The organism is Tessaracoccus sp. OS52, from assembly GCF_020687685.1.
Classification (GTDB): Bacteria; Actinomycetota; Actinomycetes; order Propionibacteriales; family Propionibacteriaceae; genus Arachnia.
Genome location: NZ_JAJEWM010000003.1, coordinates 100,987 through 126,603, shown reverse-complemented (window position 1 = coordinate 126,603; position 25,617 = coordinate 100,987). Strand labels below are relative to the sequence as shown.

Below are 25,617 nucleotides of genomic sequence, written 5' to 3'. Positions count from 1 at the left end.
TTTCCTTCTCTCCGGTCGGGGATGTGGGCATGCCTCGTTGAGCACTGGTCGTCACTCTTGTGCCCGCGCAGGGAAAGGTCAAGGGGTTATCGTGTCGTTCATCTGCGGGTAACCCGCAGGTCACTTGGCTGCCCTCCGGTCGACGATCGGGCAGTCCGCCGCCCGCCGCCACGCGGATTCGGCGTGCCGGTGGAAAACGTAAGCTACGGGCCCGTAAGCTACGGTGCCGTAACCCAACTGCGGAAGGGATCGCCGTGCGTGGACAAAGTGACCAGATGGTGCAGCTCCTCACGCCCGATGGCAGACGCGTCGAGAACGACGAGTTCAGCTGGGCGGGCACCGACGCCGACCTCGTCGACCGACTGCGCGACATGACCATGGCGCGGCGCTTCGACGCGGAGGCAACCGCCCTGCAGCGCAAGGGCGAGCTGGGCATGTGGCCACCGTCGCTGGGTCAGGAGGCCGCCCAGGTGGGTTCGGCCCGGGCCTTGGCCCCCACGGACATGGTGTTTCCCAGCTACCGCGAGCACGGCGTCGCGATGTGCCTGGGCATCCCGATGAGGCAGCTGCTGGCGCTGTTCCGCGGCACGGACCACGGCGACTGGGAGCAACTGGACCGGTTCCGCAACTACCAGATCGTGATCGGCACGCAGGCCCTGCACGCCACCGGTTACGCCATGGGTCTTCAGTTCGACGGCATGGTCGGCAACGAGGACCCTGACCGGAACGCCTCCGTGATCGTCTACCACGGCGACGGCGCGTCCTCGCAGGGAGACGTCAACGAGGCGTTCGTGTTCGCGGCCAGCTACAACGCGCCCGTCGTGTTCTTCTGCCAGAACAACCAGTGGGCCATCTCGGAGCCGATGTCGCTGCAGTCGCGGATCCCGTTGTTCGAGCGCGTGCGGGGCTTCGGCTTTCCCGGTGTCCAGGTGGACGGCAACGACGTGCTCGCGGTCCAGGCGGTGGCCGAGTGGGCGCTGGAGCGGGCGCGCAGCGGCGAGGGGCCCACCTTCATCGAGGCGTTCACCTACCGGATGGGTGCGCACACCACCTCCGACGACCCGACCAAGTACCGCACCGATTCCGAGACCGAGATCTGGAAGGGCCGCGACCCCATCACCCGGCTGACCACGTACCTGCGCGAGCAGGGCGTCATCGACGACTCGCACCTGGCCCAGCTGGACGCCGACGCGCAGGACTACGGCGCCGAGATCCGCTCCTGGATCCAGGAGCTGGTCCCGCGGACCATGGACCAACTGTTCGACGACGTCTACGCCGAGAACACCGTCGCGCTGGACGCCCAGCACCGCGAGTACGCGGAGTACAACGCCGGATTCGAGGAGGCCTGATGAGCCAGACCATGACGCTTGCGAAGGCCCTCACCCTCGGCCTGCGGCGGTCCCTGCAGGCGGACCCGAAGGTGCTCCTGATGGGAGAGGACATCGGCAAGCTGGGCGGCGTCTTCCGCATCACCGAGGGGCTGCAGGCGGAGTTCGGTGAGAACCGCGTGATCGACACCCCGCTGGCCGAGTCCGGCATCGTCGGGACCGCCATCGGGTTGGCGATGCGCGGGTACCGCCCGGTGGTCGAGATCCAGTTCGACGGCTTCGTGTTCCCCGCCTTCGACCAGATCGTGACCCAGGTGGCCAAGCTGCACGCCCGCACGGCCGGCCGGACGCGGATGCCCATCGTGATCCGGATCCCCTACGGCGGCGCCATCGGCTCCATCGAGCACCACTCCGAATCGCCGGAGGCCTACTTCGTCCACACTCCCGGGCTGAAGGTGGTCACCTGCTCCAACGCTGGAGACGCCTACTGGATGATCCAGCAGGCCATCTCCTCCGACGACCCGGTCATCTTCCTCGAGCCCAAGCGCCGCTACCACGTCAAGGACCAGGTGAACTTCTCCGCCCGGCCGCAGCCGATGCACCAGGCGCAGGTGGCCCGCTACGGTTCCGACGCGACCATCCTGGCCTACGGCCCCATGGTGAAGACGTGCCTCGACGCCGCCGCCATCGCTGCCGAGGAGGGCACCTCGCTGGAGGTCATCGACCTGCGCACCCTCAGCCCGATCGACTGGGTGACGGTCACGGCGTCGGTCCGCCGGACCCGGCGCGCCATCGTCGTGCACGAGGCGCAGCGTACGCTCGGCGTCGGTGCGGAGATCGCGGCCAGGCTGCACGAGGACCTGTTCTACGTGATGGAATCGCCTGTGAAGCGGGTCACCGGCTACGACATGCCATATCCGCACTCGCGGGTCGAGGACGAGTTCCTCCCCTCCGTGGACCGAATCCTGGACGCCGTCGACGCGTCCCTCGCCTACTAGGAGCCCCGATGAAGCGACAGTTCCTACTTCCCGACCCGGGTGAGGGTCTGGCCGAGGCCGAGATCGTGGCCTGGCGGGTGGCCGAGGGCGACACCGTCGAGGTCAACGACGTGCTCGTGGAGATCGAGACGTCCAAGTCGCTGGTCGAGCTGCCCTCGCCGTGGGCCGGCACCGTGACCTCACTGCTGATCGCAGAGGGCACCACCGTGGACATCGGAACCCCGATCATCGAGATCAACGACGGCGAACCCGAGCCCCACGCCGCGCCCGAGCCCGAGGCGTCGTCGCCGAACCTGGTTGGGTACGGGGCCTCCGACGGTGCCCGCTCGCGTCGCCGTGGCCGCCGCCGCCCCGACGAGTCCGCGAGCGTGACCCAGGCCGTCAGCGACGCCTACGAGCCGCACGAGCCCGGGCGGCGCCCCGACGAGGTGCATCCCGCCGGCGAGGTCCATGCGCAGGCGGTCGGCGACCCCCTGCCCACCCCGGGCCGGGCGCCGTCGGAATCCACGCTGGTGCTGGCCTCCGATCCCAACGCCGTACGCGCGAAGCCGCCGGTGCGCAAGTACGCCAAGGATCTCGGCGTGGACCTCGGCAGCGTCGTCGGCACCGGACCCGACGGGACCATCACCCGCACCGACGTCGAGGCCGCGGCGGCGTTCCAGCGCCTCGCCGACACGCCCCAGCGCGGCCGGATCATCAACGACCACGCCACCTTCCAGGAACCCCGACAGGAGACCTTCACCGCGGGTGCCGGCGGGTTCCCCGGCGGCGGCTTCGGCGCGGACAGCGGCTTCGGAGGGCAGACGGGCGGTCCCGGCCCGTTCGCCGGCCGGCAGGAGCGGCGCGTCCCCATCCGGGGCGTGCGCAAGGCCACTGCCGAGAACATGGTCCGGTCAGTGCGGACCCACGTGCACGTGACCGAATGGACCACCGTCGACGTCACCGCGACCATGGACTTCGTCGAGACCCTCAAGAACCGGCGCGAGTTCACTGGCCTGCGGGTCTCCCCGCTGCTGGTCTACGCCAAGGCCATGTGCCTCGCGCTCGCCCGCAACCCCGACCTCAACACGTCGTGGGACGAGGAGAACCAGGAGATCGTCTACCACCCGGGGGTCAACCTCGGCATCGCGGCGGCCACTCCGCGCGGACTGATGGTGCCCAACATCAAGGGCGCGGACCGGCTCAGCCTGCTGGAGCTGTGCCGTGCCCTGAACCAGTTGGTGGCCGTGTCCCGGGAGGGCAAGCTGCAGCCGGGCGACTACTCCGGTGGCACCTTCACGATCACCAACGTCGGAGTCTTCGGCGTCGACGCCGGCACCCCCATCATCAACGGCAACGAGTCTGCGATCTTCTGCATGGGCGCCATCCAGCGGCGCCCTTGGGTTGTTGAGACCGGTGGCGTGGAGCAGGTGGTCCCGCGCTGGGTCACCACCCTCACCGTCGCGTTCGACCACCGCATCGTCGACGGTGAGCAGGGTTCGCAGTTCCTGCACGATGTGGCGGAGATCCTGGCCGAGCCCGCCCTGGCCCTGCTCTTCTAGCCTCACCCCGCAAGGTGACGCCACGTTCCGCTGTCGCGACCGCGCCCACTGGCGGGTGAAGTGTGAGGGACCGCAGCCGGGCTGGCTGCGGTCCCTCGGCGTTGCTGCGGGGGTCAGGCCTTCTCGACCTCGTCGACCTTTTCGGCATCCGCCTTGTTCGCCAGTTTGACGACGGCGGAGGCGCCCTCGATGAGCACTCGGGTGAGCAGCACGCCGATGAACATCCTGGCGAGACCGCCGAAGATGACGTCCGCGATCAGGGCACCGCTGGGCTCGTAGAACTCGGTACCCACGGTCAGGACCTGGATGAGGTCGAAGACCCACCAGATCCCGAAGCAGATCACCGAGATCAGGAAGATCGTCCCGGCGGCGGAGGGGAGTGCGAACTTCTTGAAGCTGAAGTCGAACACGTTCCCGAGGCCCGTGTCGCTCCGACGGCGTGGCGACGGCACGCGCTGGTCCCTGGCTGGCTTCCCGAAGGCCGGCGGACCCTGGAAGCCGCCTTGGGGCTGGTTCCAGGGCTGGCCACCCTGGGGCGGTGCGCCCCACTCCTGCGCGGGCTGCTGGGCGGTCCAGTCAGTCTGCGGCTGGGCGTTCCAGTCCTGCGCCGGCTGCTGCTGGTGCCATTCCTGGGCGCTCGACTGGGGCTGCGCGTTCCAGTCGCTGCCGCCCTGGTGCTGCGCGCCGGTGTTCCAGTCCGCGCCGGCCTGCTGGGCGTTCCAGCCCTGCTGCTGCGGCTGCTGCTGCTGCGTCCAGTCCTGCGCGGGCTGCTGGTTCCAGTCCTGGCCTGCGGGAGCCTGCTGGGCGTTCCAGTCCTGCTGGGAAGCCGCCGGCTGGTTCCAGTCCTGGGAACCGCCCTGACCGCCCGAGTTCCAGTCCGCCTGCGCCTGACCGGCGTTCCAGTCGTTGGCGCTCGGCTGTGGCTGCTCGGGTGCGTTCGGGTCGGGATTGCCCTGCGGCTGCCACTGGCCGTCGGCCTGGCCGTTGTTCCACTGATTGTTCGACATGCGCGCCATTCTGCCACCGGCCTGGACCAGAGCCAGCACGTTCCCGTTTGGTCTGCCCGCGCCCGGCAGGCGAAGATTGGGGGGTGTCCAGTGCAAGCGAGCTCCGGGTGGACCTGGATGCCATCAACCAGAACCTGCGCACCGCTGCCGAACTCGCCGATGGCCGAGCGGTGCTGGCGGCGGTCAAGGCTGACGCTTACGGGCACGGCCTGGTGGAGGTCTCGCGCAGCATCCAGTCCGCGGGTACGGCGCAGTGGCTCGGCGTCGCGCTCGTCTCCGAAGCCGTGGAGCTGCGGGACGCCGGAATCACCCTGCCCATCCTGAAGTTCACGATCACGTTTCCCGAAGAACTCCCCTCGGCGCTGGCCGCGAGCCTCACCCTGACGGTCGCCGACGCCGACGGGATCGCAGCGGTTGGAGCAGCGGCCGCCGCCGCCGGCGTCGTCGCTCCGTTGCACCTGAAGGTCGACACCGGGATGCGGCGCATCGGCGCGGAGCCCGCCGACGCCGTCGCTCTCGCCCGTCAGGTCGCGGACCACCCGCACCTGGCACTGGACGGCCTCTACACACACCTGCCGGTCAGCGACGTCCCGGACGGCGAGGACTTCACCCGGGACCAGTTGGCTCGCTTCGAGCAGGTGGCCGCCGACGTGCGTGACGCCGTCGGCCCCGTGCCGTGGGTTCACACGGCCAACTCCGGCGCCCTGCTCTGCCACGACCTGGGCACCACCACGCTCGTGCGCCCCGGGATCATGTTGTACGGGTCCTACCCCGACGCTCGCACGCCCCGCACCCGTCCCTTGGAACCCGTGGCGCGCTGGACGGCCCGGGTGGCGTTCGTCAAGCAGGTCCGCCAGGGCGAGACCGTCGGGTACGGAAGGACGTGGACGGCGCCGCGCGACACCTGGGTGGCCACCGTCGCCATCGGATACGGGGACGGCTACTCCAGACTGCTGTCCAATCGGGGCCGGATGCTGGTGGGCGGAGAGTCCAGACCAGTGGTCGGGCGGGTGTGCATGGACCAGACGATGGTGGACCTCGGCCCCGAGCGCGGAGAGGTCCAGGTGGGCGACTACGCCGTCCTCGCCGGGAGCGACGGCGGTGACGAGATCTCCGTCGCCGAACTCGCCGAACTGATGGACACCATCCCGTACGAGGTCACGTGCCTGATCACCGCCCGGGTCCCGCGCTCCTACGCGTAGCGCCCACGCCTCAGGTGGTCTGCGGCTCGTCCTTGGTCCAGCGGTTCAGCCTGGGCCGACGGCTGGGGAAGGACTCCTGCGCCAGCCGCGCGATCAGGTGGGTGGCCCAGCCGTCGACGACAGCGCCGACGCCGCCGCCAACGAACGGGATGCGCTTGCCCACCCACGCCCCCAGTCGCTTGCCGCTGAGCTGGTTCATCGCGCGGTCAAGCAGGGCGCGGCTGATCTGACCGTCGAGCTTGGCGTCGAAGACCGGGGCGGTGGCCACGGCCAGGGGCGACGACGGCAACTGGCCATTGGACACCAGCGCCTCGCCGGCGGTGGGGCCGAGCATGACCATCAGGATCGCGCTGCGCACGCGCCTGTCGCTGAGTTCGTAGCCGCGCAGGTGCGCGATGGAGGCCACCAGCCGGGCCTGCACGAAGGCGGCCGCGGCGATGTTGGCGGGGATGGTGACCAGCGAGACGAAGAACCCTCCCCAGTTGGTCGCGAACCCCTGCCCGCCGGCCAGCGCGATGTGTTCCCTCACCAGCCAGTCGATGGCAGTCTCCGGGTCACCGTGCCTGGCGAGCAGGTTCTTGGCCGCGACCTTCGCCCCCGGCAACTTCCCCTTGCCGTCGATTGCGAGATCCAGGATCTGGTGGAAGGCGTCGGAGGTCAGCCCTTGAGCGACAGCGACGACATTGGATGGTTGACTCATCAGCGTCTCCTTCTACCCCCCAAGACTTGCACACACCGCCAAGCATCTCTGCAGGGGAAGACCCGGAAATCCCCCGGGCTGCCACACTGGTTTCCATGCTCGAAACCCTCTTCGGACCGCCTGAGGACTGGCCGCGCCAGGACCTGATCGCGTTCTCCGACGAGTTCGACCCGGGCACTGCGCTGCTGGCCTATCGCTGCGGCGTGTTCCCGATGCCGCTGGGCGGCGGCGGTTTCGGTGGCGAGATGGGGTGGTGGTCCCCGATGCAGCGGGCCCAGTTGCCGCCCGACGGCGTGCGCGTCACCAAGTCGTTGCGCCGTTCGGCACGCCGCTACACCACGACGGTCGACGTCGCGTTCCCGCAGGTGCTGGCCGCGTGCGCGGACCCGTCGCGCCCAGACGGCTGGATCGACCAGCGGATCTCGGCCGCCTTCATGGTCCTGCACCAAGTCGGTTACGTCCACAGCGTCGAGACCTGGGATGGCGAGGGCCGCCTCGTCGGCGGGCTCTACGGCGTGCACCAGAACGGGATGTTCGCGGGCGAGTCGATGTTCCACGACGAGGTGCTCGGGACCGACGCCTCGAAGGTGGCGTTGCTGCGGCTGGTCCACGAACTGCGCAGGATGGAGATCCAGGTCCTCGACGTCCAGTGGCTCACGCCGCACCTCGAGTCGCTCGGCGCGGTGGCGATCGACCGTGCGGACTACCTCGCCGAACTGGGGGAGGCGCTGGAGGAACCGCACAACAACATGTGGGCGCGTGGCGAGGCGGGGAGAATGGGCGGCGAGGAACTGCTCGCGAGTCTTGGGGAGGACCGAAATGCCCGAACTGCCTGAGGTGCAGGCCGTCGTCGACCAGCTCTCCGAGCGGCTCACCGGCAAGGCCATCACGCAGGGCCACCTGGTGGCGTTCAGCGTGCTGAAGACCTACGACCCTCCGCTCGACGCGCTCCTGGGCCTGGAGGTCGCCGGGGTGGTCCGGCACGGGAAGTTCATCGACGTCGACGCGCAGGGCCTCCACCTCGTGTTCCACCTGGCCCGCGCCGGCTGGGTGACCTGGCACGACGAGTTGCCCGCGAAGGTGCCGCGGCCGGGAAAGTCGGGCCTGGCGCTGCGGATCGGGGTGGAGGACGGCTCCGGCTTCAGCCTCACCGAGGCGGGGACCCAGCGCCACCTGGCCGTCTACGTGGTGACCGATCCCACCGACGTCCCCGGTATCGCCGCGCTGGGGCCCGATCCGCTGGCCGAGACCTTCACCGTCGATGACCTGGCGGCCATCCTCAAGAAGGCCGGCAAGGCGCAGCTCAAGGGCGTCCTGCGCGACCAGAAGGTGCTCGCCGGGATCGGTAACGCCTACTCCGACGAGATCCTGCACGCGGCCCGGCTCAGTCCGTTCAAGCCCGCATCCTCACTGGACGCCGACGGTGTCGCCGCCCTCCACGGCCACATCCGGGAGGTGCTGGGCCAGGCCCTGGAGGAGACCCGGGGCGTGCCCATCAGCAAACTGAAGGACTCCAAGCGCAGGGGCATGCGCGTCCACGGGCGGACCGGCGAGAAGTGCGAGGACTGCGGCTCGGTGATCGCCGAGGTCTCGTTCGCGGACTCGTCGCTGCAGTACTGCCCCGGCTGCCAGACCGGCGGCAAGCCGCTGGCGGATCGCAGGCTGTCCAAGCTGCTCAAGTAGCGAAGGCCTCCGGATCCTCCCGCAGTCACTCCACGGGGGATGGTCTCCAGGACAAGACAGAAGGGCCCCGTCGAAGCGGGGCCCTTCAGTTTGCGGTCTTGGGTCAGCCCCAGATGCCGGCGTTGCGGGACTCGGTGGCGTCGTAGCCGTCCGAGATGTTGCCGAGGAGGATCGGCATGCGCTGGACGATGTCCTGCTGCTTGGCCGCGGAGGCGTCCCAGGAGCGCTGGACCTCGACGTAGGCGTTGCGGGCGTTGTCCTCCCAGGCCCCGAGGGACGAGGAGAGCTCGGCCTTCAGGTCCTCAAGGAGGGTGGTGAGTTCCTTGTGGGCGGCGGAGAGGTTCGAGATTCCCTCCTGCATGCCGGACTGTGAGTATGTGGTTGCGTCGTTCATTGATGTCTCCTGGCTCGATGTGGTGGTGTCGGTCAGCGTCAGCCGATGAGGCCGGCGATCTGGTTCGCGGTCTGGGTGTTCTCTTCCTCGCGCTGGACGTATTCCTTCTGCGTCTCGACCAGCGAGGTGTGGATCTTGTCCAGGCCCTGCTTGACCTTCTCGAACTCGGTGTCGAACTGGCCGTAACCACGCTGGAACATCTGCGACGCCTGACCGGTCCAGCGGGTGGCGAGGTCAGTCATCTGCCCCTGCAGGCGGGCCTGCAGCTGGTGGATCTGCTGGTGCTTCGCCTCGATCTGCTGCGCAGCCTTGGCCATTTCGGCGCGATCAACGGACTTGTTGCCCATGTTCATTCCCTTCAACGGTGGAGCCTGCGGCTCTCGGTTCAGCAACGTCCGAGTAGCTCGGTGCTGCCTTCGTGACACTTGAAACCCTAGGCGGGGGAGCGGGTCACTTCCCAGTGGTCCCGATCGAAACGAGTAGCAGTACCTAGACCCCGGAAAGTGGGCTCTGGCTACTCATGCCTCCAGTTGCCGGATGCTCGCTCGGGACAGGTTCATGTTCGGCTCCAGCCCCGGCGGGATGAGCGCCAGCAGTTGTGGCGGCACCGCGGCAGGGGTGACGTCTCCGTAGCCGAGGGCGCGGCGGGAGGCGACATCCGGAATGGGGTAGCTGCGGCCGTCGATCACCAGGAAGGTGGCGGCGTCGTCGACGGCGTTGTTCGAGTTCTGCAGGAGGCCGCCGGCCAGCGGCTCCATCTTCACGAGGTCCACGACATTGCCGAACGGCTTCAGGTGCCCGGCCGGCATCTCGGGCGTGGCCTGGTCCACGGTGAGCACGACGCGGTCCGGGTTGTCCTGGCCGTAGGTGGCGCACACGGAGATGTCCTGGAGGTTGCCGTAGCCCTCGGGGCCCCTTGGCTTCTCGTACGGAATGCCTGGGGTTGAGGAGTCGGGCACGGAGTCGTTGCGGGCGGAAGCCAGCTCCGACTCCGAGATCAGCCGCGGCGGCGGCATGTCCTTGGCGGCCATCATGAGCCTCATGTCGAGGTAGGAGACCTGGGAGAGGCCGTCGTCGAGCTGGACGTAGTAGCGGCTGGCGCCGCCCTCGGCGCCCTCCACCGTCGCGAGCTGACCGATGCGCATGTTGAGCATGTCCTTGGACGGGGTGGCGCCCAGATTCGGGATGTCCATCGGCTCGAGCGGCTGCCCGACCGGCAGCGCTGAGAGCCAGGCATTGCCGGGTGTCGCGATGGGCAGGTCCTCGATGAGGGGTGAGGCTTTCCCCTGCTCGCGCCAGAGGCGGTGGGCCTGGCCGTTCATGATGATGAACTCCTCGCCGTCGGAGGCCCTGGCCACGAAGGAGATCTGGCTGTCCGGGACGGCCGGCGCGTTGAACTCGATGCTGACGAACCGGTCACCCGCGGTGTTCGGGGCCGAGGAGCACATCTGCAGCGGGTAGACGTCCATGTCGGCGGCCGCCGGCAGCTGCCGCGGAGCTCCGGCGATGCCCATCATCGGACCCTGCGGAGTGCCCTTTAGGGTGTCGGTCCTGACGTTGACAACTCGCGGCGGCCCGGACGGGTTCTCGCCGGCGGCCTGCAGGTGCGCGGAAGCCACGTTGGCCATCGGGATCAGGGTGCCCTGCGCGTAGACGAACTGCATGCCGGCGGAGGTGTCGGAGATGACGACGCCCTCCTCCTTCCACGCGTCGCCGCCGCCGGGGCGCAACAGCCCGAACAGCGCGGTGCCCGCGAGGAGGATGATGCCCAGCAGCACAGACACGAAGGTGGCCATCCCCACTCGCCGCAGGGGCGGCGTCGGGTCGTCGGGGTCACGGTCGACGAAAGCCGCGACCATGCGTCGCGAGATGAAGGACTCTGCCTTGAGAAGGTCCTTGCGTGTCGCCATGCGGGTCCTCCGGGTGGAATGGGTTCGGGGGCAACTGTAGCCACGCCGACGCGCAGTCGTCGCACGCCATCAGGCGGTGACGTTGTCCCCCCTGCGCCCGGCACGCCCTAGAGTTGGCCCGACCCCACAGCCAGTGCGAGGAGGACCAATGGCGCGGACGGCCCAGCTCAGCAACGCCGCACTCCCGTCGCGTGCCCGCTCCACCCGGTACCTGCCGATGGCGCTGTTCTGGCAGGTGGTCGTCGTCGTCGCCCTGTTGCTTGCCGCCCAGCGCACCGTCGTCGGGTTCGTGCTGGCCGGTGCCGTGGTACTCCTCGCGATGCTCGCGACCCTTCCGGTGAACGGGCGCTCGCTGTTCTCGACGCTGCGAGTGCGGGCCGCCTACGGTGCCCGGCGACGCCAGGAGGTTGCCGAGCCGGACCAGCCGGCACCCCTGGTCCCACTGGGCCAGTGGCTGCCCCAGCTGCAGGTCACCCAGACCAAGAACGTCTACGGCGGTGAGATCGGGGTGGTCGCGGACGGCACCTCCTGGACTGGATTGCTGGAACTGACCTCCGACGACGCGCTGGTCGTGGACCGGGGCTCGGAACTGGACCTGGAGCTGCTCGGCACGCTCACCCGTCAGGACGACGTCGTGTTCGCGGGCATCCAGGTGGTCACGATGACGGTCCCCGCCCCGACCCTGGCGATGCTCACGCCGGGATCACCAGCCCAGCAGTCCTATCTGGAGATCGTCGGCGAGGACGTCACGCCGCCTGCGGTGCGGCGGACGTGGGTGGCCCTCCGGCTGGATCCGAGGCTCTGCCTGGAGGCGGTCGCACGTCGGGGGAGTGGGCAGGTCGGGGTCTTCGCGACGCTGCGCTTCGGACTCCACCGGGCGCAGGCCCAGTTGAAACGACAGGGCGTCTCGGCCCAGGCGCTGGACCCCAGCGCCATCGCCGAGGTCCTCGGCCTGACCAGCGGCGCGGGCGACGAACTACCCGGCGAGCGCACCAGGGAGACGTGGCAGCAGCTGACCTGCGACGGCCTGGTGCACGAGACCCGGACCATCCGCTCCTTCGGCCCGAACCCGACGGCCAACTACCAGGCCCTCCTGGACTCCTTGGCGCAGTCCCCGGCGATGATGGTCTTCACCTCTTTCACCGTCTCCCCGGGGCAGCCACCAGCTGGCGCCATCCGCCACGTCACCCACAACGAGGAGCAGGCGGCGGCGGCCGACGAGGAACTCGTGGCCGAGATGGGCTCCAGGTTCAGCTTCGGCCCGCTGGGTGGCACTCAGGTGCCGGGCCTGCTGGCCACCATCCCGCTCGGAAGGCAGGTTGAAGGATGACCGGTCTGGCCGTCGACGACGTCAGGGGCGGGCGGGGCCCGGTGATCACCACCGGTCCGGCCGGGCTGCTGCTCGGGAGGGGTTCGGCCGGCCCGGTCACGGTGCGGCTCTTCCGGCCTCGTCCCACCCGGGTCTTCCTCGCCGCTCCCGAGTACGTGAAGTGGTTGCTGGCGTTTCGTGCCATGTGCCTGGGTGCCCACGTTTCGGTGCTGACCAAGGAGCAGCCGTCGTGGCTTCCGCTGGCCGAGGTGATCCGGGCCTGCGGCGGCACCGTCGACATCCTGCACGCCGTCGACAACGTGCCGGGCCAGGGGCGTCCCTACCGGCCGAGCCTGGTGGTCGACGAGATCGGAGCCATGACTCCCCAGACCCCGGTAGGCGCCTGGCAGGCGGTGGTCAGCACGCATGACCCCACAGCCGCCAGGGCGGTGAACGACATGCGCAACAGCGAGATCTCCCTCGTCGCTCCCGTGGAGGGAAAGACCGCAGACCACCTGCGCCGGGCCTACGCGCTCAGCCCGACGCAGATGAAGCTGGCGGCCAACCTGGAGGGATCCGACGTCGTGCTGGCCAGCGTCCGGCGCCTGGTGCGGGTGCCGATGCCGCCGTCGCCCACCGAGTACCGGATGCTGTTCGGCGGCTGACCCGCTCGGCCGGGACCACGCTGTTGCTGTTGGTTACCAGCCGTCTTGCGCGTTTACCAGCGTTGTTGCTCGCCACCAGCGTTAGAAGGCTGGTACCGAGCGATATCGCTGGTGAACCCGGTTACCAGCCGTCTTGCGCGTTCACCAGCGTTGTTGCTCCCGACCAGCGTTAGAAGGCTGGTACCGAGCGATATCGCTGGTGAACCCGGTTGCCAGCCGTCTTGTTCGTTCACCAGCCGTCGTGCGCGTTCACCAGCCGTCATGCGCGTTGACCAGCGTTGTTGCTCGCCACCAGCGCTAGAAGGCTGGTGTCGAGTGATATCGCTGGTGAACCGGCTCACCGGCCGTGTGTTTTGCGTTGACCAGCGGTCTTGTTGTCGACAGTCTTGTGGGTTGACCAGCGTTGTTGCTCGCCACCAGCGTTAGAAGGCTGGTGCCGAGCGGTATCGCTGGTGAACCCGGTTACCAGCCGTCTTGCGCGTTCACCAGCCGTCTTGCGTGTTCGCCAGCGTTGTTGCTCGCCACCAGCGCTAGAAGGCTGGTACCGAGCGGTATCGCTGGTGAACCGGTCATCAGCCTGGTGGCTGCCAGGTACGGGAGGCGGCTACCGGTGAGGTGGGGCTCGGGCGAAGGGACGGCGCGGGGGTGAGGCGCTGAGTCCGAAACCCCAGCCGGAGTTCGGGCGGCGAGGCGCTGGGTCCGAAAACCCCAGCCGCGTTTTCGCGGCCATGCGAAAGGCCCGCCCCGGTTGGGGCGGGCCGTTCGGGTTGGTGCAGTCAGTCGGACTCGTGCAGTCGCTTGTTCAGGATCTCCAGGAGGTCGATGGCGGCCTCGGGGATGATCGTGCCGGGTGGGTAGATGGCGTCGGCACCCATCTCGCGGAGCTCGGCGAAGTCCTGGCTGGGGATCACGCCTCCGACGACGATCATCAGGTCCTCGCGCCCGAGCTTGTCGAGCTCCTGGCGCAACGCCGGCACCAGCGTCAGGTGCCCTGCTGCCAGCGAGGAGACGCCGACGACGTGGACATCGGACTCGACGGCCTGCCGCGCCACCTCCTCGGGGGTCTGGAAGAGGGGGCCGACGTCGACGTCCATGCCGAGGTCGGCGTAGGCGGTTGCGATGACCTTCTGGCCGCGGTCGTGACCGTCCTGGCCCATCTTGGCGATCAGGATTCGGGGGCGGCGCCCCTCCTCGGCCTCGAACTGCTCCACCAGCTTGCGGGCACGGCTGACGGACTCGCTGGAGCCGGTCTCCTTGTTGTACACACCAGAGATCGTACGGATCTGCGCGGTGAAGCGCCCGAACTCCTTCTCCAGGGCGTCGGAGATCTCGCCCACCGACGCCTGCGCGCGCGCCGCGTCGATGGCCAGCTTCAGCAGGTTGCGCTCCGGGTCCGTGGAGTCGGGGTTGGCGGCGGCCCAGGAGAGCTTCTGCAGCGCGGCCTGCGTGGACTCCTCGTCGCGTTCGGCGCGGAGGCGCTCCAGCTTGGCGATCTGCGACTCGCGCACCGCCTTGTTGTCCACTTTGAGGACCTCGAGCTGCTCCTGCTCGGCGAGCCGCTCCTTCTCGTCGAGGAGGAACTTGTTGACTCCGATGACGGGCTGGCGGCCCGAGTCGATCCGGGCCTGGGTGCGGGCGGCGGCCTCCTCGATGCGGAGCTTGGGGATGCCCTGCTCGATGGCCTTGGCCATGCCCCCGGCCTGCTCGACCTCCTGGATCCGCTCCCACGCCTTGCGGGCGAGCTGCTCGGTGAGCTTCTCGACGTAGGCGGATCCGGCCCAGGGGTCAACGGTCTTGGTGGTGCCGGACTCCTGCTGCAGGAACAGCTGCGTGTTGCGGGCGATGCGGGCGGAGAAGTCCGTCGGCAGGGCGATGGCCTCGTCGAGGGCGTTGGTGTGCAGCGACTGGGTGTGGCCCTGGGTCGCTGCCATCGCCTCGATGCAGGTGCGGGCGATGTTGTTGTAGACGTCCTGCGCGGTCAGGGACCAGCCGGAGGTCTGCGAGTGCGTCCGCAGGCTCATCGACTTCGGGTTCTTCGCACCGGAGTCGCGCACCAGGCGGGCCCACAGCATGCGGGCCGCGCGCAGCTTGGCGACCTCCATGTAGAAGTTCATCCCGATGGCCCAGAAGAACGACAGCCGCGGGGCGAACTGGTCGACGTTCAGGCCCACCGACTCGCCGGCGCGGATGTACTCGATGCCGTCGGCCAGCGTGTAGGCCATCTCGATGTCAGCCGTCGCCCCGGCCTCCTGCATGTGGTAGCCGGAGATGGAGATGGAGTTGAACCGCGGCATGTTCGCGCTGGTGAACGCGAAGATGTCGGCGATGATCCGCATCGACGGCAGCGGCGGGTAGATGTAGGTGTTGCGGACCATGAACTCCTTGAGGATGTCGTTCTGGATGGTCCCTGCGAGTTGCTCGGGCTTGACGCCCTGCTCCTCGGCGGCGACGACGTACAGCGCCAGGATGGGCAGCACGGCGCCGTTCATGGTCATCGAGACCGACATCTGGTCCAGTGGGATGCCGTCGAACAGCTGCCGCATGTCAAGGATGGAGTCGACGGCCACGCCGGCCATGCCGACGTCGCCGGCCACGCGCGGGTGGTCGGAGTCGTAGCCGCGGTGGGTGGCGAGGTCGAAGGCGATGGACAGGCCCTTCTGGCCGGCCGCGAGGTTGCGGCGGTAGAAGGCGTTCGACTCCTCAGCCGTCGAGAACCCCGCGTACTGGCGGACGGTCCAGGGCTGGTTGACGTACATCGTCGGGTAGGGCCCGCGCAGGAACGGCGGGACGCCGGGGACGGTCTCGAGGAAGTCGAGGCCCGCCAGGTCGTCGTCGCCGAACAGCGGCGGGACGAGGATGTGCTCGGGGGTCTGCCAGCCGGCGGTGTGGCCGACGGCGTGGGTGATGGCATCGAAGCGCGCCTTGGCGTCGGCCGGGACACCGGCGCCTTCCAGCGGGACCGAGCCGAAACGAGGGATGTTCACTTTGCTTCAGCCTCCAGCTTGTCGAGAGTGGTGGAGAGCAGCTCGACCACGTCCATGCCGTCGAAGACATTGCCGTCGATCAAACCCTCTGTGTCGTCCGCGCCGAGTTCCTTCAGCTGGCCGGCGAGCCGGACCTCCTGGGCCCCGGCCTCGCGCAGCGCCTTGGCCACGGCGTAGCCCTGCGTGGCGTAGACCTTTGCCGAGGAGCACAGCACCGCGATGGTGGTGCCGGACTCCGTGAGCTGCCGTGCGAAGTCCTCAGGTGTCTCGCCCTCGGCGAGCACCGTCTCGATCCCGGCGACGTGGTACAGGTTCGAGGTGAACCCCTCCCGGGCGCCGAAGTCGCGACGCGCGCCCAGGCAGGCGAGCAGGACCTTGGGCGGGTTCCCGGCCTTGGCCGCGGCGACGCTGCGGTCGCGCAGTGCCTCGAAGACGTGGCTGTCGCGGACGGGGACGATCCCGCCCAGCGCGGGGGCCTCCGGGCGTGGCTTGCGCTGCAGTTGTTCCTCGCCGGGGTTCGGGAACATCGATACGCCGGTGAGTGGCAGCTGACGGGTGGCAAGCAGTTTGGCGCGGGCCTGGTTGGTCTCGTGCAGCTGGCCCGCGACGGTGCCGTCGGCGACGGCGGCCGCGAAGCCCTTCTCATCGAGGGTGCCGAACAGCTCCCAGGCCTTCTCGCCGAGTTGCCGGGTCATGGACTCGACGTACCAGGAGCCGCCGGCCGGGTCATTGACGCGGCCGATGTTGGACTCCTCGGCGAGCAGCACCTGCACGTTGCGGGCGATGCGCCGGGTCAGCTCGTTCGGCAGGCCGATGGCGGCGTCGAGGGGGAGGACCGTGATCATCCCCGCCTGGCCGGCGGCCGCCGCGAAGCACGCGAGGGTGGCACGCAGCACGTTGACGTAGGCGTCGTCGCGGGTGGTCTGGCGCAGCGACGTGACCGCGTGCTGCTTGGCCCCGCGCAGCGCCGCCGACACCTCCAGCACCTCGCCGACGCGGGACCACAGGGTGCGGAGCGCGCGGAGGCGGGCGATGGTGATGAACTGCTCGGTGGTGGCCGAGACCCGGAACAGGATGGACTCGAAGGCCTGGTCGACGCTCAGCCCGGCCTCGGTCAGCGCACGGACGTACTCGACGCCCGTAGCCAGCGCGTAGGCCAGCTCCTGCACGTCGGAGGCGCCGGCGTTGTGGTACATCCCGGCGTCGACGACGATGGGCCGCACCCCGGGATAGGGCTTGGCCAGCTCGACGGCCTGGGTGATGACGCCCAGGTCCGGGGTGGTCCCGTGCTGGGCGGCGAAGCCGATGGGGTCGATCCCCAGGCTGCCGCTGAAGGTCTTGTCGTCCTTGTCGGAAGCCTGGAAGGCCGCGACGAGGGCCTTGGCGGCACCCAGCTGGTCGGTCCGGCTCGAGACGTGGACGGGGGCGAGGTCCAGCAGCACGTCGGCCAGGGCTTCGGTCAGGTCCTCGGCGGCGACGGCGTCGGGGTCGACGCGAACCCACAGCGCACTGCCACCGCGCTCCAGGTCGGCCAGGATGGCCGCGCGCGTGACAGCGACGTCGGGATCCTCGTGGAGCTGGCCGATGAGCCAGCCGCCCTCGAGGTCACCGGTGCGGATGGTGGTGCCGCGGGTGAACGGCTCGACGCCGGGGTAACCCAGCTGGTCGGGCCCGTCACTGCGGGTGTACAAGGGCTTGATCTCGAGTCCGTCGACGGTGTGGCTCGTCAGACGCTGGTAGGCCTGCTCGATTCCGAGCTCCTTGCCCTCCGGCCGACGGCGGTTCAGCACCTTCAGCACCTCGCGCTCCCAGTCCTGCCGGGAGGGGGTCTCGAAATCAGCCGCAAGGGTGAGATCAGCAGTTTCGACTGCTTCTTCTTTCATCGTTCTCCGTCCAAGATTTCCATGCGGAACTTGCGATGAAAACAACCCTAACCGAGCGGCTCCTCCCCGTTTTGGGCGGGGTGGAAGTGCTCGGGTGCGCCAGTGTGCTAGGCCCGGCCCTCGACGCGGATCAATCGGCCACCAGTTGGGGCCAGCCCTTGGCGAAGTACTCGATGAACGGCTCTCCGACGTGGTTGTCGCGCAGGTCCTGCCGCGTGACGGGGAACGACGGCCCGGGGTGGTCGGCGTCGGCCAGGATCCGTTCGGCAATGCGATGGTCCGCCACGGCCGTGCGGCCGATGTCGACGAAGTCCGCCCCGGCGGCGACCGCGGCGACGGCGCTGGGGCCGGAGGCGATCTTCCCCGCGACGCCGAGACGGGTGGTGCCCCGGGGGAGTGCGACGAACCGGCTCATGAGCGTCGGTGCGTCGTCGTCGGCACCCTCAGGGCGCACGCTGACGTCCCACAGTGACATGTCCAGGTGGTCGAGCGTGCCCTCAGCCATGAGTTCAGCGGCCAGCTGGACCATCTCCGTCGTCGCGAGTTCGAAGCGCTCGGCCGACAGGCGCAGGCCGACGTGGAAGTCGGTGCCGGTGGCGCGGCGGATGGCCGCGATCGTCTCGCGCAGGACACGGGCACGGCCGTCCAGGTCCCCGCCCCAGCCGTCGTCGCGGGTGTTGCTCCGGCTGAGGAACTGACACAGCAGGTAGCCGTGAGCGCCGTGAAGCTGCACCCCGTCGAATCCGGCCCGCTCGGCCCTTACCGCTGCGGCCGTGAAGTCTTCGATGACGGCCCAGACTTCGTCGGTGGTCAGTGCCCGCGCGCCGGTGGCCTCGTCGTCCCAGGGCGCGACGAGCGGCTCACCGGAGGCGACGGGGTTGGCGCGCAGCCCGCCGTGGTGGAGCTGGACGATGGACGCTGCGCCCGCCTCGCGAAGCCCTGTGGTGAGTGCCTCCAGCCCGGCCAGGTGCGCGTCGGAGCTGACGCCGAGCTGTCCCTGCCAGGCCTTGCCGGCCGGGGCCACATAGGCGGCGGCGGTCATGACCATCCCGAACCCGTGGCGGGCACGGGCGAGCAGCCAGTCGATCTCGAGCTGGGAGAGGCTGCCGTCGGGGTTCGACTGGGTGTTTGTCAGCGGGGCGAGCGCCAGCCGGTTCCGCCAGGAGGGGCCGCGGCTGAAGTCGAGTGGTTCGGAGAGTTGCGTCACGCCGTCGAGATTACTGCGGCCGGCGCAGGGTCCGGGTGCTCACTCCCTGGGGCTGGCCGACTGGGGCGACTCGACCGCGGTTGACCCCGTCGCATCTACGGGGGTGGTGAGGTTCACGAGCCGGTCGTTGACCTTCTCCAGGAGCCCGGTGGCCTCGGCGGTCAGCGCCCGCATGGCCTTCTTGCGGGCGGCGCCCTCGTTGGCGGACCACGCCAGTTCCCCGCGCATCCGCAGCGCCTTCGCCTGGGCCCGCCAGGTGGGCGGTTCGGTGGCGTGGGGGAAGTTCTCCTCGACTGCGTCCGCGCACGCCTCGATGGCGGCGAGCTTGCCGTCGAAGCGGATCTTGGGGTTCTCGGAGTTGGTGGCCGCCTTGAGCTTCTCGATCGTCTTGTTCAGACCGTCGGCGAGCTGCGGGTTCTCGCGGAGGGCGCCGAGGATGGTCACCGTCGTGGCGATGACTCCGGTGGCGGCTTTGATGATCGTCGATGCACTGGCCATGCCCAATAGTATGCGGCACCCCCGAGACCACGGCGCTGGTGCAGCAGTGGCGACGGTGTCCTCAGCCGACGTCGGCGACGTGGTCCCCCCAGCGCTCGATCCGCCAGCCGTCGGCCGTGCTGCCGGTCATCACTATCCACTCGGTGTTGTGCAGTGCGCGGGCGTGCTCCCGGTTCCAGTTGGGGTCCCGCGAGATGGCCCACACCCGCATCGCCGCGCCGTGGGACACCACAGCGACACTCCGGTGGCCCTGCTCCTCGATCTGCGCGATCGCCGTGTCGAAACGGTGGAGGAACTCGCGCGCACTCTCTCCGCCCTCGAGCTTCGCGTCGAGGTTGTCCGGCGACCAGGACTCCAGCAGGCCCACGTAGGTGGTCCAGTCCGGACTCATCTCCTCCACCCCCGCGGAGATCTCATGGACGCCGTCGATGACGGTGGCCTTCAGGTTCCGTCGCTGCGCGAGGGGCTCGGCGGTCTGCTGCGCCCTGGTCAGGGTGGAGACGAAAACCGCGTCGATCTCCTCGTCCGCGATGGCCTCTGCAAGGGCGTGTGCCTGCTGCACTCCCTGTTCCGTGAGGGGCGCACCGGGGTGGGCGGTGTCGAGGAGCCTGTCCACGTTGGACTGGGTCTCGCCGTGCCGGATGAGGATGAGTCGCATGGCTCCAAGCCTATCCAAGCCGGGCCGCGGGCACCCCTGTCGTGGCGTGCGTCCCGCCCCCGCTACAGTCTGCTGCAGACCCACCCGGCCGGCAGGAGCAGAATCGATGAAAACCGCGTTCGACAAGGACTTCATCTGGGGCTCGGCCACTGCCGCTGCCCAGATCGAGGGTGCCGCGCACGAGGGTGGCAAGGAGGACTCGATCTGGGACGTCTTCGCCCGGCAGCCGGGGGCAGTTGCCGGTGGCGACAACCTCGACGTCGCCGTCGACCACTACCACCGCATGCCCTCCGACGTCGCGATCATGCGCGAACTCGGCCTGGACTCCTACCGGTTCTCGACGAGCTGGGCGCGCGTGAAGCCGGGGGACCGGTTCGTCAACCCGGAAGGCCTCGACTTCTACAGCCGGCTGGTCGATGAACTCCTTGAGGCAGGGATCCTGCCGTGGCTCACGCTCTATCACTGGGACCTGCCCCAGGCGCTCCAGGACAAGGGGGGCTGGGCCAACCGCGACACCGCCTATCGGTTCGTCGACTACGCCGTCGCGGTCCACGACGTCCTCGGGGACCGGGTGAGGTACTGGACCACGTTCAACGAGCCGTTGTGCTCCTCGTTGATCGGCCACGTCTCCGGGGAACACGCGCCCGGGCTGAACGACCCCGCCGCCGGCCTCGCCGCCATCCACCACCAGCACCTCGCCCACGGCCTCGCGGTCCGACAGCTGCGGGAACTGGGCGGCGGCGAGCTGCAGCTCGGCATCACGCTCAACCTCACCAACGCCATCCCGCACGACTCCGACGACGAGGCCGACGTCGACGCCGCCCGACGCGCCGACGGCCTCTGGAACCGGATGTTCCTCGAGCCGCTGCTGCTCGGCGCCTACCCGGCCGACGTGCTGCGCGACGTCGCGGAGTACGACTTCGAAGGCCTCGTCGCCGACGGGGACCTGGAGGTCATCGCCCAGCCCATCGACTTCCTGGGCGTCAACCACTACCACGACGACGTCGTCAGCGCGCACCCGCTGCCCGCCGACGCCCCGGCCGCACCTGTCCCGACGGCGCGTCCGCAGCGCTCGATGTTCGTGGGGTCGGAGTTCATCACCTCCCCGAAGCGGGACCTGCCGCTCACCGCGATGGGCTGGGAGGTGAACCCGGACGGCCTGCGCAAGCTGCTGGTCCGACTCACCGCCGAATACCCCGACCTCCCGCCGCTCTACATCACGGAGAACGGCGCGGCCTACGACGACGAACTGGTCGACGGTCGGGTGGATGACCACCTGCGCTGGTCCTTCATCCGCGCCCACATCGAGGCCGTCGCCGCCGCCGTCGAACAGGGCGCCGACGTGCGTGGCTACTTCGTGTGGTCCCTGCTGGACAACTTCGAGTGGGCCTGGGGGTATGAGAAGCGGTTCGGGATCGTCCACGTGGACTACCAGACGCTGGAGCGCACGCCGAAGCTGAGCGCAAGGAACTACGCCGCCCTGATCGCGGAGGTGAAGGCAGGGGCCGCTGGCTGAGTGGTCCCGGCCTGCGTAGGCTGGAGCGAGAACTTCGAGAGGCCATCACCGATGATCAGGAGCAAGGCCCCGACGCTGGAAATGGTCGCGGCCCACGCCGGGGTGTCGCGCGCGACCGTCTCCCGCGTGGTCAACGGCACCCCGACGGTGGACCCGAAGGTGGCGGAGGTGGTGCGGCGCTCAGTCGAGGCGCTCAAGTACGTCCCCAACCGGGCGGCGAGGTCGCTGGCCAGCCAGCGGACCCTCTCCATAGCGCTCGTCGTCCCCGAATCCACCGCCAGGTTCTTCGCAGATCCCTTCTTCGGCGCGCTCGTGCAGGGGGCGGCGCTGGAGCTCGCTCCCAGCGACTACACCCTGAACATGATCATCGAGTCCGAGGACCAGGTGGCCAAGACCATGCGCTACCTGCTCGGGGGCAACGTCGACGGTGCCCTGGTCGTCTCGCACCAGACCGGCGACCACTCCTGGGCGAGCATCGCCGAGTCCTTGCCGGTGGTCTTCGGTGGGCGGCCGATGAAGGAGCCCGACGGGGACAGCTACTACGTCGACGTCGACAACGTGGCGGGCGCGAGGAGCGCCGTCGGCCATCTCCTTGCCAGGGGACGACGGCGGATCGCGACGATCACCGGTCCACCGGGAATGCCCGGCGGTCTTGACCGCATCCGGGGTTGGCGCGCAGAGCTGGAGGCAGCAGGGCTGGAACCCGGGCCGCTGGAGGAGGGTGCGTTCACCGCGGAGTCCGGGCGGGCGGCGACGCGCCGGCTGGTGGAGCGCGGCGAACCGTTCGACGCGGTCTTCATCGCCAGTGACGAGATGGCGGTGGCCTCCTACGGTGTGCTGCGAGAGGCCGGGCTGCGGATCCCCGAGGACGTGGCGGTGGTCGGCTACGACGACGCCACGTTCAGCGCCTCGGCGGTTCCGCCGCTGACCACCGTCCGCCAGCCGACGCTGGAGATGGGCGCGACGATGGCGCGGGTCCTGGTCGATCTGATCGAGGGCCGGCCCGCTGAGCGCGTGACCATCCTGCAAACCGAGCTGGTGGTGCGGGAGTCGACCTGAGGGGCGTGGTCTCGACACGCCGGCTCGTTCCTCGCCGGCTACTCGACCAGCGCTTTCCGCTGATCAAGTAGGAGCCCTGGAGTCGAGATCCGCGGCTGGAGGGCCGAGGTCTCGACACGTCGGCTCGTTCCTCGCGCGGCTACTCGACCAGCGCTTTCCGCTGATCGAGTAGGAGCCCGCGAGGGACGAGCGGGCGACGTGTCGAGATCCCCGGTTCAGGCGGCCGTCACAACCCGCTGGTGACCACGTTGTCCAGGGCGTCGAGGTCGAAGCCGGGGGCGAGTTCCCGGTTGGTGAGCAACACCCAGGCAATGCCCGAGTGCGGGTGGAACCACAGTTGGGTCCCGGACCAGCCGGAGTGGCCGAAAACGTCGCGCTCGATCAGCCCAGCAGCGCCGTCGCGGAGCTTCCAGGTGAACCCGTACTCCTCACCGACGGTGAGGGGGTCGGGGTCCTGCTGGGTGATGCCGACGGTGAGGGGCCGCCGCATCCACTCCAGCGTGGCAGGCCGCACGACCGCGCCGTCGCCCTTGAGCAGCGACGTCGCGAGCGCCAGCAGTGAGCCCGCGTCGGAGATCACCCCGGCGCCTGGGTGGCGCAGGGCTGCGAAGCGGGTGAAGTCGAAGTCGGGCAGATCCAGCACGGGCGTCGGGTGGCTGTCCTCCTCAAGGGTGAACGAAGCGCCGACGGCGGACCCGATGTCGGCCAACTCGGTCTCCCAGGTGCGGCCAGTGGCGTTCTCGAACAGCGCCGCGATGCCTTCGAACGCCAGGGACGAGTAGCGGCGCAGCGTGCCCGCGGGGAAGTCGCGGCCGGCCCTGACCAGGCTCGCCAGCAGCGGCTCGGGGCTGCCCAGCGGTGTCTCCGTGATTCCGGAGGTGTGGGACGCCAGGTGGCGCAGGCGCACGACGTCGTCGCGCCCGGTGCCGAACCCCGGCAGCGCGTGAGTCAGCGGGGTGGACAGCGACAGCCTGCCCTGCTCGACGGCGCGGGCGGCAACGAGGCCCACGAGGGGTTTGGTGACGGAGAACAGCCGGTAGTGGTCCTCCACGCGCATCTTCCGCCCGGCGGTCTGGCCGAACGCGTCCAGGGCGAGCACGCCGTCGGCGCTGGCGATGCCGAGAACGGCGGTTGGCAGGATCTCGGCGTCCACCAGTCTGGACACGTGGTCGAACGCAGCGGCGAACTCGGACATCTGCACACCTTCGGGTTGGGGTCAGGCACCAAGATAGTGATTCTCAGCCCGGGTCGGACATGAGGTCCGCCGTTGCCCGGGCGAAGTCGTCGGAAAGTTGTGCAAGGTCGGCATGGTGGACTGCGATCCGGCAGCCGCGGCCGCTGTTGGCGAGCGTGATCCCCTCGGCTGCCCAGTGCCGACGGGCCTCGGGCAGCAGTGCTGGTGGTAGTTCGCCTGCGACGTTGGTGACGCGCCACCAGGCCACGCCCGAACCGAACCGGGACATCACCGCCCCGACGCTGCGCGGTCCGATCCCGGCCAGGGTGGCGATGTCGCCGTAGGAGACCACTCGGCCGGACGGCACGGCTTCGACGGCGCGGAGCACCTTCTCCACAAGCGTCTCGTCCACGCCCCCAACGTAGCGCTCGCAGGCGGCGTGACGGGATCACGAATGCGGCGGATCTGGTTGCGGCACCCTTCGCGGCGGTGGAGGATTGCCTCAACCACAGGAGGAACATGTCGCCCAAGCCCTACGCCGTCGTACGCCGGATCACCGTGCACGCGGAGCCCTCCGTCGTGCACGAGCGGATCAACGACTTCCACAACTGGATGGCATGGTCCCCCTGGGAGGGTCTCGACCCGGCGAGGAAGCGCTCGTTCAGCGGTCCCGAGTCCGGCGTGGGGGCGGCCTACTCGTGGTCGGGCAACCGGAAGGCCGGCGCCGGCAGCATGACCATCACCAAGTCGTCGGAGCAGGCGATCAACATCGACCTCACCTTCGATCGACCGTTCCCGGCCGAGGACCAGTTGGAGTTCAAGTTCGCGCCCGTCCTGGGGGGCACTGAAGTCACCTGGACCCTGCACGGGGAGCTTGAGGGCTTCATGAAGATCGCCTCGCTGGTGTGGCCCATGGACAAGCTGCTGGGACCCGACTTCGAACGTGGCCTGGCCAGGCTCAAGGCGGTCGTGGAGGCGTGAGCGAACTGCCGACCGACCTGGCGACCGAGGCCGTCGACCCGAGGTTCCAGGACCTGGACACCCTCGACGTCGGTGAACTGGCGCGGCTCATGAACGACGCCGACGCCGAGGTGGCCGCCGCCGTCGGCCGCTCCCTCCCCCAGATCACGGCCGCGATCCAGGCCATCTCCGAGCGCTTCAACGACGGCGGGCGCCTGGTCTACGTGGGGGCTGGGACCTCCGGGCGCCTGGGAGTGCTTGACGCTTCCGAGTGCCCACCCACCTACAACACCCGCCCCGAGCAGGTGGTCGGTCTCATCGCAGGCGGTGACCACGCCCTGCGCAACGCCGTCGAGGGGGCCGAGGACTCGCCCGAGCAGGGAGCCGCTGACCTGGACGCGATCGGCATAAACGAGGCAGACGTCGTCGTCGGCATCGCCGCCAGTGGCCGGACCCCCTACGTGCTGGGCGCCCTGCGTCGGGCGGCCGAGGCGGGGGCGGCGACGGTGGCGCTGAGCTGCAACGAGCGGGCGGAGATCTCCGCTGCCGCCGAGTTCCCGATAGAGGTGGTGGTGGGCCCGGAGGTGGTGGCCGGGTCCACCCGGCTGCGCGCCGGGACCGCCACCAAACTCGTGCTCAACATGATCTCCACGATCACCATGGTGCGGGCCGGCAAGGTGTTCGGGAACCGGATGGTGGACATGTGCGCGAGCAACGAGAAGCTGCGGATCCGCGCCGCACGCATGGTCTGTGAACTCGCGGGCGTCGATGAGGCCGAGGCCGCTGAGGCGCTGGAGTCCAACCGCTGGAGCGTGAAGCAGACTGTGCTCGCGCTCCTCGCCGACGTGGAGCCGGAAACCGCCGCGGCACTGCTCGAGGCCAACGGCGGCCGACTGCGCGACGCCCTGCGGGCTGCCAGCTGACGCCGGGAGCCGCCGCCC

The 25,617-nt window shown here is 69.3% G+C and carries 24 protein-coding genes; 12 read left to right on the top strand and 12 right to left on the bottom strand.

The window, feature by feature from the left end:
• Positions 1 to 275 precede the first annotated feature (275 nt).
• From pdhA to LKO27_RS11720, 3 genes are read left to right on the top strand one after another with little or no spacing between them, the layout of a single operon-like run.
• Positions 276 to 1,349: a pyruvate dehydrogenase (acetyl-transferring) E1 component subunit alpha gene (pdhA, locus tag LKO27_RS11730; protein WP_227737695.1), complete on the top strand. Its 1,074-nt coding sequence runs from the start codon at positions 276 to 278 to the stop codon at positions 1,347 to 1,349.
• The gene (locus LKO27_RS11725) at positions 1,349 to 2,326 is read left to right on the top strand and encodes an alpha-ketoacid dehydrogenase subunit beta (RefSeq protein WP_227737694.1); all 978 of its coding nucleotides are present in this window, start codon (positions 1,349 to 1,351) and stop codon (positions 2,324 to 2,326) included. Before pdhA ends, LKO27_RS11725 begins: the two co-directional genes overlap by 1 nt.
• 8 nt (positions 2,327 to 2,334) lie before the next feature.
• Positions 2,335 to 3,867: a dihydrolipoamide acetyltransferase family protein gene (locus LKO27_RS11720; RefSeq protein WP_227737693.1), complete on the top strand. Its 1,533-nt coding sequence runs from the start codon at positions 2,335 to 2,337 to the stop codon at positions 3,865 to 3,867.
• 113 nt (positions 3,868 to 3,980) lie between these two features.
• On the opposite strand, the gene LKO27_RS11715 is transcribed toward LKO27_RS11720, so the two are convergent.
• Entirely contained in the window at positions 3,981 to 4,874 is an 894-nt protein-coding gene (locus LKO27_RS11715) for a hypothetical protein (protein ID WP_227737692.1), read from the bottom strand.
• Positions 4,875 to 4,957: 83 nt separating this feature from the next.
• Here LKO27_RS11715 and alr point away from each other — a divergent pair, with 83 nt between their 5' ends.
• Positions 4,958 to 6,076, top strand: a complete 1,119-nt coding sequence (gene alr / locus LKO27_RS11710) for an alanine racemase (RefSeq protein WP_227737691.1) — start codon at positions 4,958 to 4,960, stop codon at positions 6,074 to 6,076.
• A gap of 10 nt (positions 6,077 to 6,086) precedes the next feature.
• On the opposite strand, the gene LKO27_RS11705 is transcribed toward alr, so the two are convergent.
• Positions 6,087 to 6,776 carry an EcsC family protein gene (locus LKO27_RS11705; RefSeq protein ID WP_227737690.1) on the bottom strand — a complete coding sequence of 230 codons (690 nt, stop codon included), beginning with the start codon at positions 6,774 to 6,776 and terminating at the stop codon, positions 6,087 to 6,089.
• Between the two features lie 95 nt (positions 6,777 to 6,871).
• On the opposite strand from LKO27_RS11705, the gene aat reads away from it, so the two are divergent.
• Together aat and LKO27_RS11695 are read left to right on the top strand one after the other, a co-directional pair.
• The gene (gene aat, locus LKO27_RS11700; protein ID WP_227737689.1) at positions 6,872 to 7,612 is read left to right on the top strand and encodes a leucyl/phenylalanyl-tRNA--protein transferase; all 741 of its coding nucleotides are present in this window, start codon (positions 6,872 to 6,874) and stop codon (positions 7,610 to 7,612) included.
• Positions 7,596 to 8,459 carry an Fpg/Nei family DNA glycosylase gene (locus tag LKO27_RS11695; RefSeq protein ID WP_227737688.1) on the top strand — a complete coding sequence of 288 codons (864 nt, stop codon included), beginning with the start codon at positions 7,596 to 7,598 and terminating at the stop codon, positions 8,457 to 8,459. The genes aat and LKO27_RS11695 overlap by 17 nt, the downstream gene beginning before the upstream one ends.
• A 103-nt stretch (positions 8,460 to 8,562) precedes the next feature.
• Here the strand turns inward: LKO27_RS11695 and LKO27_RS11690 are convergent, their stop codons facing one another.
• The 3 genes from LKO27_RS11690 to eccB all read right to left on the bottom strand — a co-directional run bounded on the left by LKO27_RS11690 (position 8,563) and on the right by eccB (position 10,763).
• Positions 8,563 to 8,853 carry a WXG100 family type VII secretion target gene (locus LKO27_RS11690; RefSeq protein ID WP_227737687.1) on the bottom strand — a complete coding sequence of 97 codons (291 nt, stop codon included), beginning with the start codon at positions 8,851 to 8,853 and terminating at the stop codon, positions 8,563 to 8,565.
• 38 nt (positions 8,854 to 8,891) lie between these two features.
• Positions 8,892 to 9,200 carry a WXG100 family type VII secretion target gene (locus LKO27_RS11685; RefSeq protein ID WP_227737686.1) on the bottom strand — a complete coding sequence of 103 codons (309 nt, stop codon included), beginning with the start codon at positions 9,198 to 9,200 and terminating at the stop codon, positions 8,892 to 8,894.
• Positions 9,201 to 9,371: 171 nt separating this feature from the next.
• Entirely contained in the window at positions 9,372 to 10,763 is a 1,392-nt protein-coding gene (gene eccB / locus LKO27_RS11680; RefSeq protein ID WP_227737685.1) for a type VII secretion protein EccB, read from the bottom strand.
• Between the two features lie 148 nt (positions 10,764 to 10,911).
• On the opposite strand from eccB, the gene eccE reads away from it, so the two are divergent.
• Together eccE and LKO27_RS11670 are read left to right on the top strand one after the other, a co-directional pair.
• Positions 10,912 to 12,093: a type VII secretion protein EccE gene (gene eccE / locus LKO27_RS11675; protein WP_227737684.1), complete on the top strand. Its 1,182-nt coding sequence runs from the start codon at positions 10,912 to 10,914 to the stop codon at positions 12,091 to 12,093.
• Positions 12,090 to 12,737: a hypothetical protein gene (locus tag LKO27_RS11670; RefSeq protein WP_227737683.1), complete on the top strand. Its 648-nt coding sequence runs from the start codon at positions 12,090 to 12,092 to the stop codon at positions 12,735 to 12,737. Before eccE ends, LKO27_RS11670 begins: the two co-directional genes overlap by 4 nt.
• A 776-nt stretch (positions 12,738 to 13,513) precedes the next feature.
• Here LKO27_RS11670 and scpA read toward each other — a convergent pair.
• The 5 genes from scpA to LKO27_RS11645 all read right to left on the bottom strand — a co-directional run bounded on the left by scpA (position 13,514) and on the right by LKO27_RS11645 (position 19,967).
• Positions 13,514 to 15,721 (bottom strand): methylmalonyl-CoA mutase, encoded by a 2,208-nt coding sequence (scpA, locus tag LKO27_RS11665; protein WP_227737682.1) that lies wholly within the window; start codon positions 15,719 to 15,721, stop codon positions 13,514 to 13,516.
• Entirely contained in the window at positions 15,718 to 17,604 is a 1,887-nt protein-coding gene (gene mutA / locus LKO27_RS11660) for a methylmalonyl-CoA mutase small subunit (RefSeq protein WP_227737681.1), read from the bottom strand. Before mutA ends, scpA begins: the two co-directional genes overlap by 4 nt.
• 130 nt (positions 17,605 to 17,734) lie before the next feature.
• Positions 17,735 to 18,811 (bottom strand): NADH:flavin oxidoreductase, encoded by a 1,077-nt coding sequence (locus LKO27_RS11655; RefSeq protein WP_227737680.1) that lies wholly within the window; start codon positions 18,809 to 18,811, stop codon positions 17,735 to 17,737.
• Between the two features lie 39 nt (positions 18,812 to 18,850).
• Positions 18,851 to 19,309: a hypothetical protein gene (locus LKO27_RS11650; RefSeq protein ID WP_227737679.1), complete on the bottom strand. Its 459-nt coding sequence runs from the start codon at positions 19,307 to 19,309 to the stop codon at positions 18,851 to 18,853.
• 61 nt (positions 19,310 to 19,370) lie between these two features.
• Entirely contained in the window at positions 19,371 to 19,967 is a 597-nt protein-coding gene (locus tag LKO27_RS11645) for a histidine phosphatase family protein (protein WP_227737678.1), read from the bottom strand.
• A gap of 106 nt (positions 19,968 to 20,073) precedes the next feature.
• Between LKO27_RS11645 and LKO27_RS11640 the strand changes: the two genes are divergently transcribed.
• Together LKO27_RS11640 and LKO27_RS11635 are read left to right on the top strand one after the other, a co-directional pair.
• On the top strand, positions 20,074 to 21,483 hold the full coding sequence (locus LKO27_RS11640; RefSeq protein WP_227737677.1) for a GH1 family beta-glucosidase: 1,410 nt from the start codon (positions 20,074 to 20,076) through the stop codon (positions 21,481 to 21,483).
• A gap of 51 nt (positions 21,484 to 21,534) precedes the next feature.
• Positions 21,535 to 22,542 (top strand): LacI family DNA-binding transcriptional regulator, encoded by a 1,008-nt coding sequence (locus LKO27_RS11635; protein ID WP_227737676.1) that lies wholly within the window; start codon positions 21,535 to 21,537, stop codon positions 22,540 to 22,542.
• Positions 22,543 to 22,768: 226 nt separating this feature from the next.
• On the opposite strand, the gene LKO27_RS11630 is transcribed toward LKO27_RS11635, so the two are convergent.
• Positions 22,769 to 23,737, bottom strand: a complete 969-nt coding sequence (locus LKO27_RS11630) for a serine hydrolase (RefSeq protein WP_227737675.1) — start codon at positions 23,735 to 23,737, stop codon at positions 22,769 to 22,771.
• Between the two features lie 43 nt (positions 23,738 to 23,780).
• The gene (locus LKO27_RS11625) at positions 23,781 to 24,128 is read right to left on the bottom strand and encodes an MGMT family protein (protein WP_227737674.1); all 348 of its coding nucleotides are present in this window, start codon (positions 24,126 to 24,128) and stop codon (positions 23,781 to 23,783) included.
• A gap of 107 nt (positions 24,129 to 24,235) precedes the next feature.
• Between LKO27_RS11625 and LKO27_RS11620 the strand changes: the two genes are divergently transcribed.
• Together LKO27_RS11620 and murQ are read left to right on the top strand one after the other, a co-directional pair.
• Positions 24,236 to 24,697 (top strand): SRPBCC family protein, encoded by a 462-nt coding sequence (locus LKO27_RS11620; protein ID WP_227737673.1) that lies wholly within the window; start codon positions 24,236 to 24,238, stop codon positions 24,695 to 24,697.
• Positions 24,694 to 25,599, top strand: coding sequence for an N-acetylmuramic acid 6-phosphate etherase (gene murQ / locus LKO27_RS11615; protein ID WP_227737672.1), 906 nt, complete (start codon positions 24,694 to 24,696; stop codon positions 25,597 to 25,599). The genes LKO27_RS11620 and murQ overlap by 4 nt, the downstream gene beginning before the upstream one ends.
• The last annotated feature ends 18 nt before the right edge of the window (positions 25,600 to 25,617 follow it).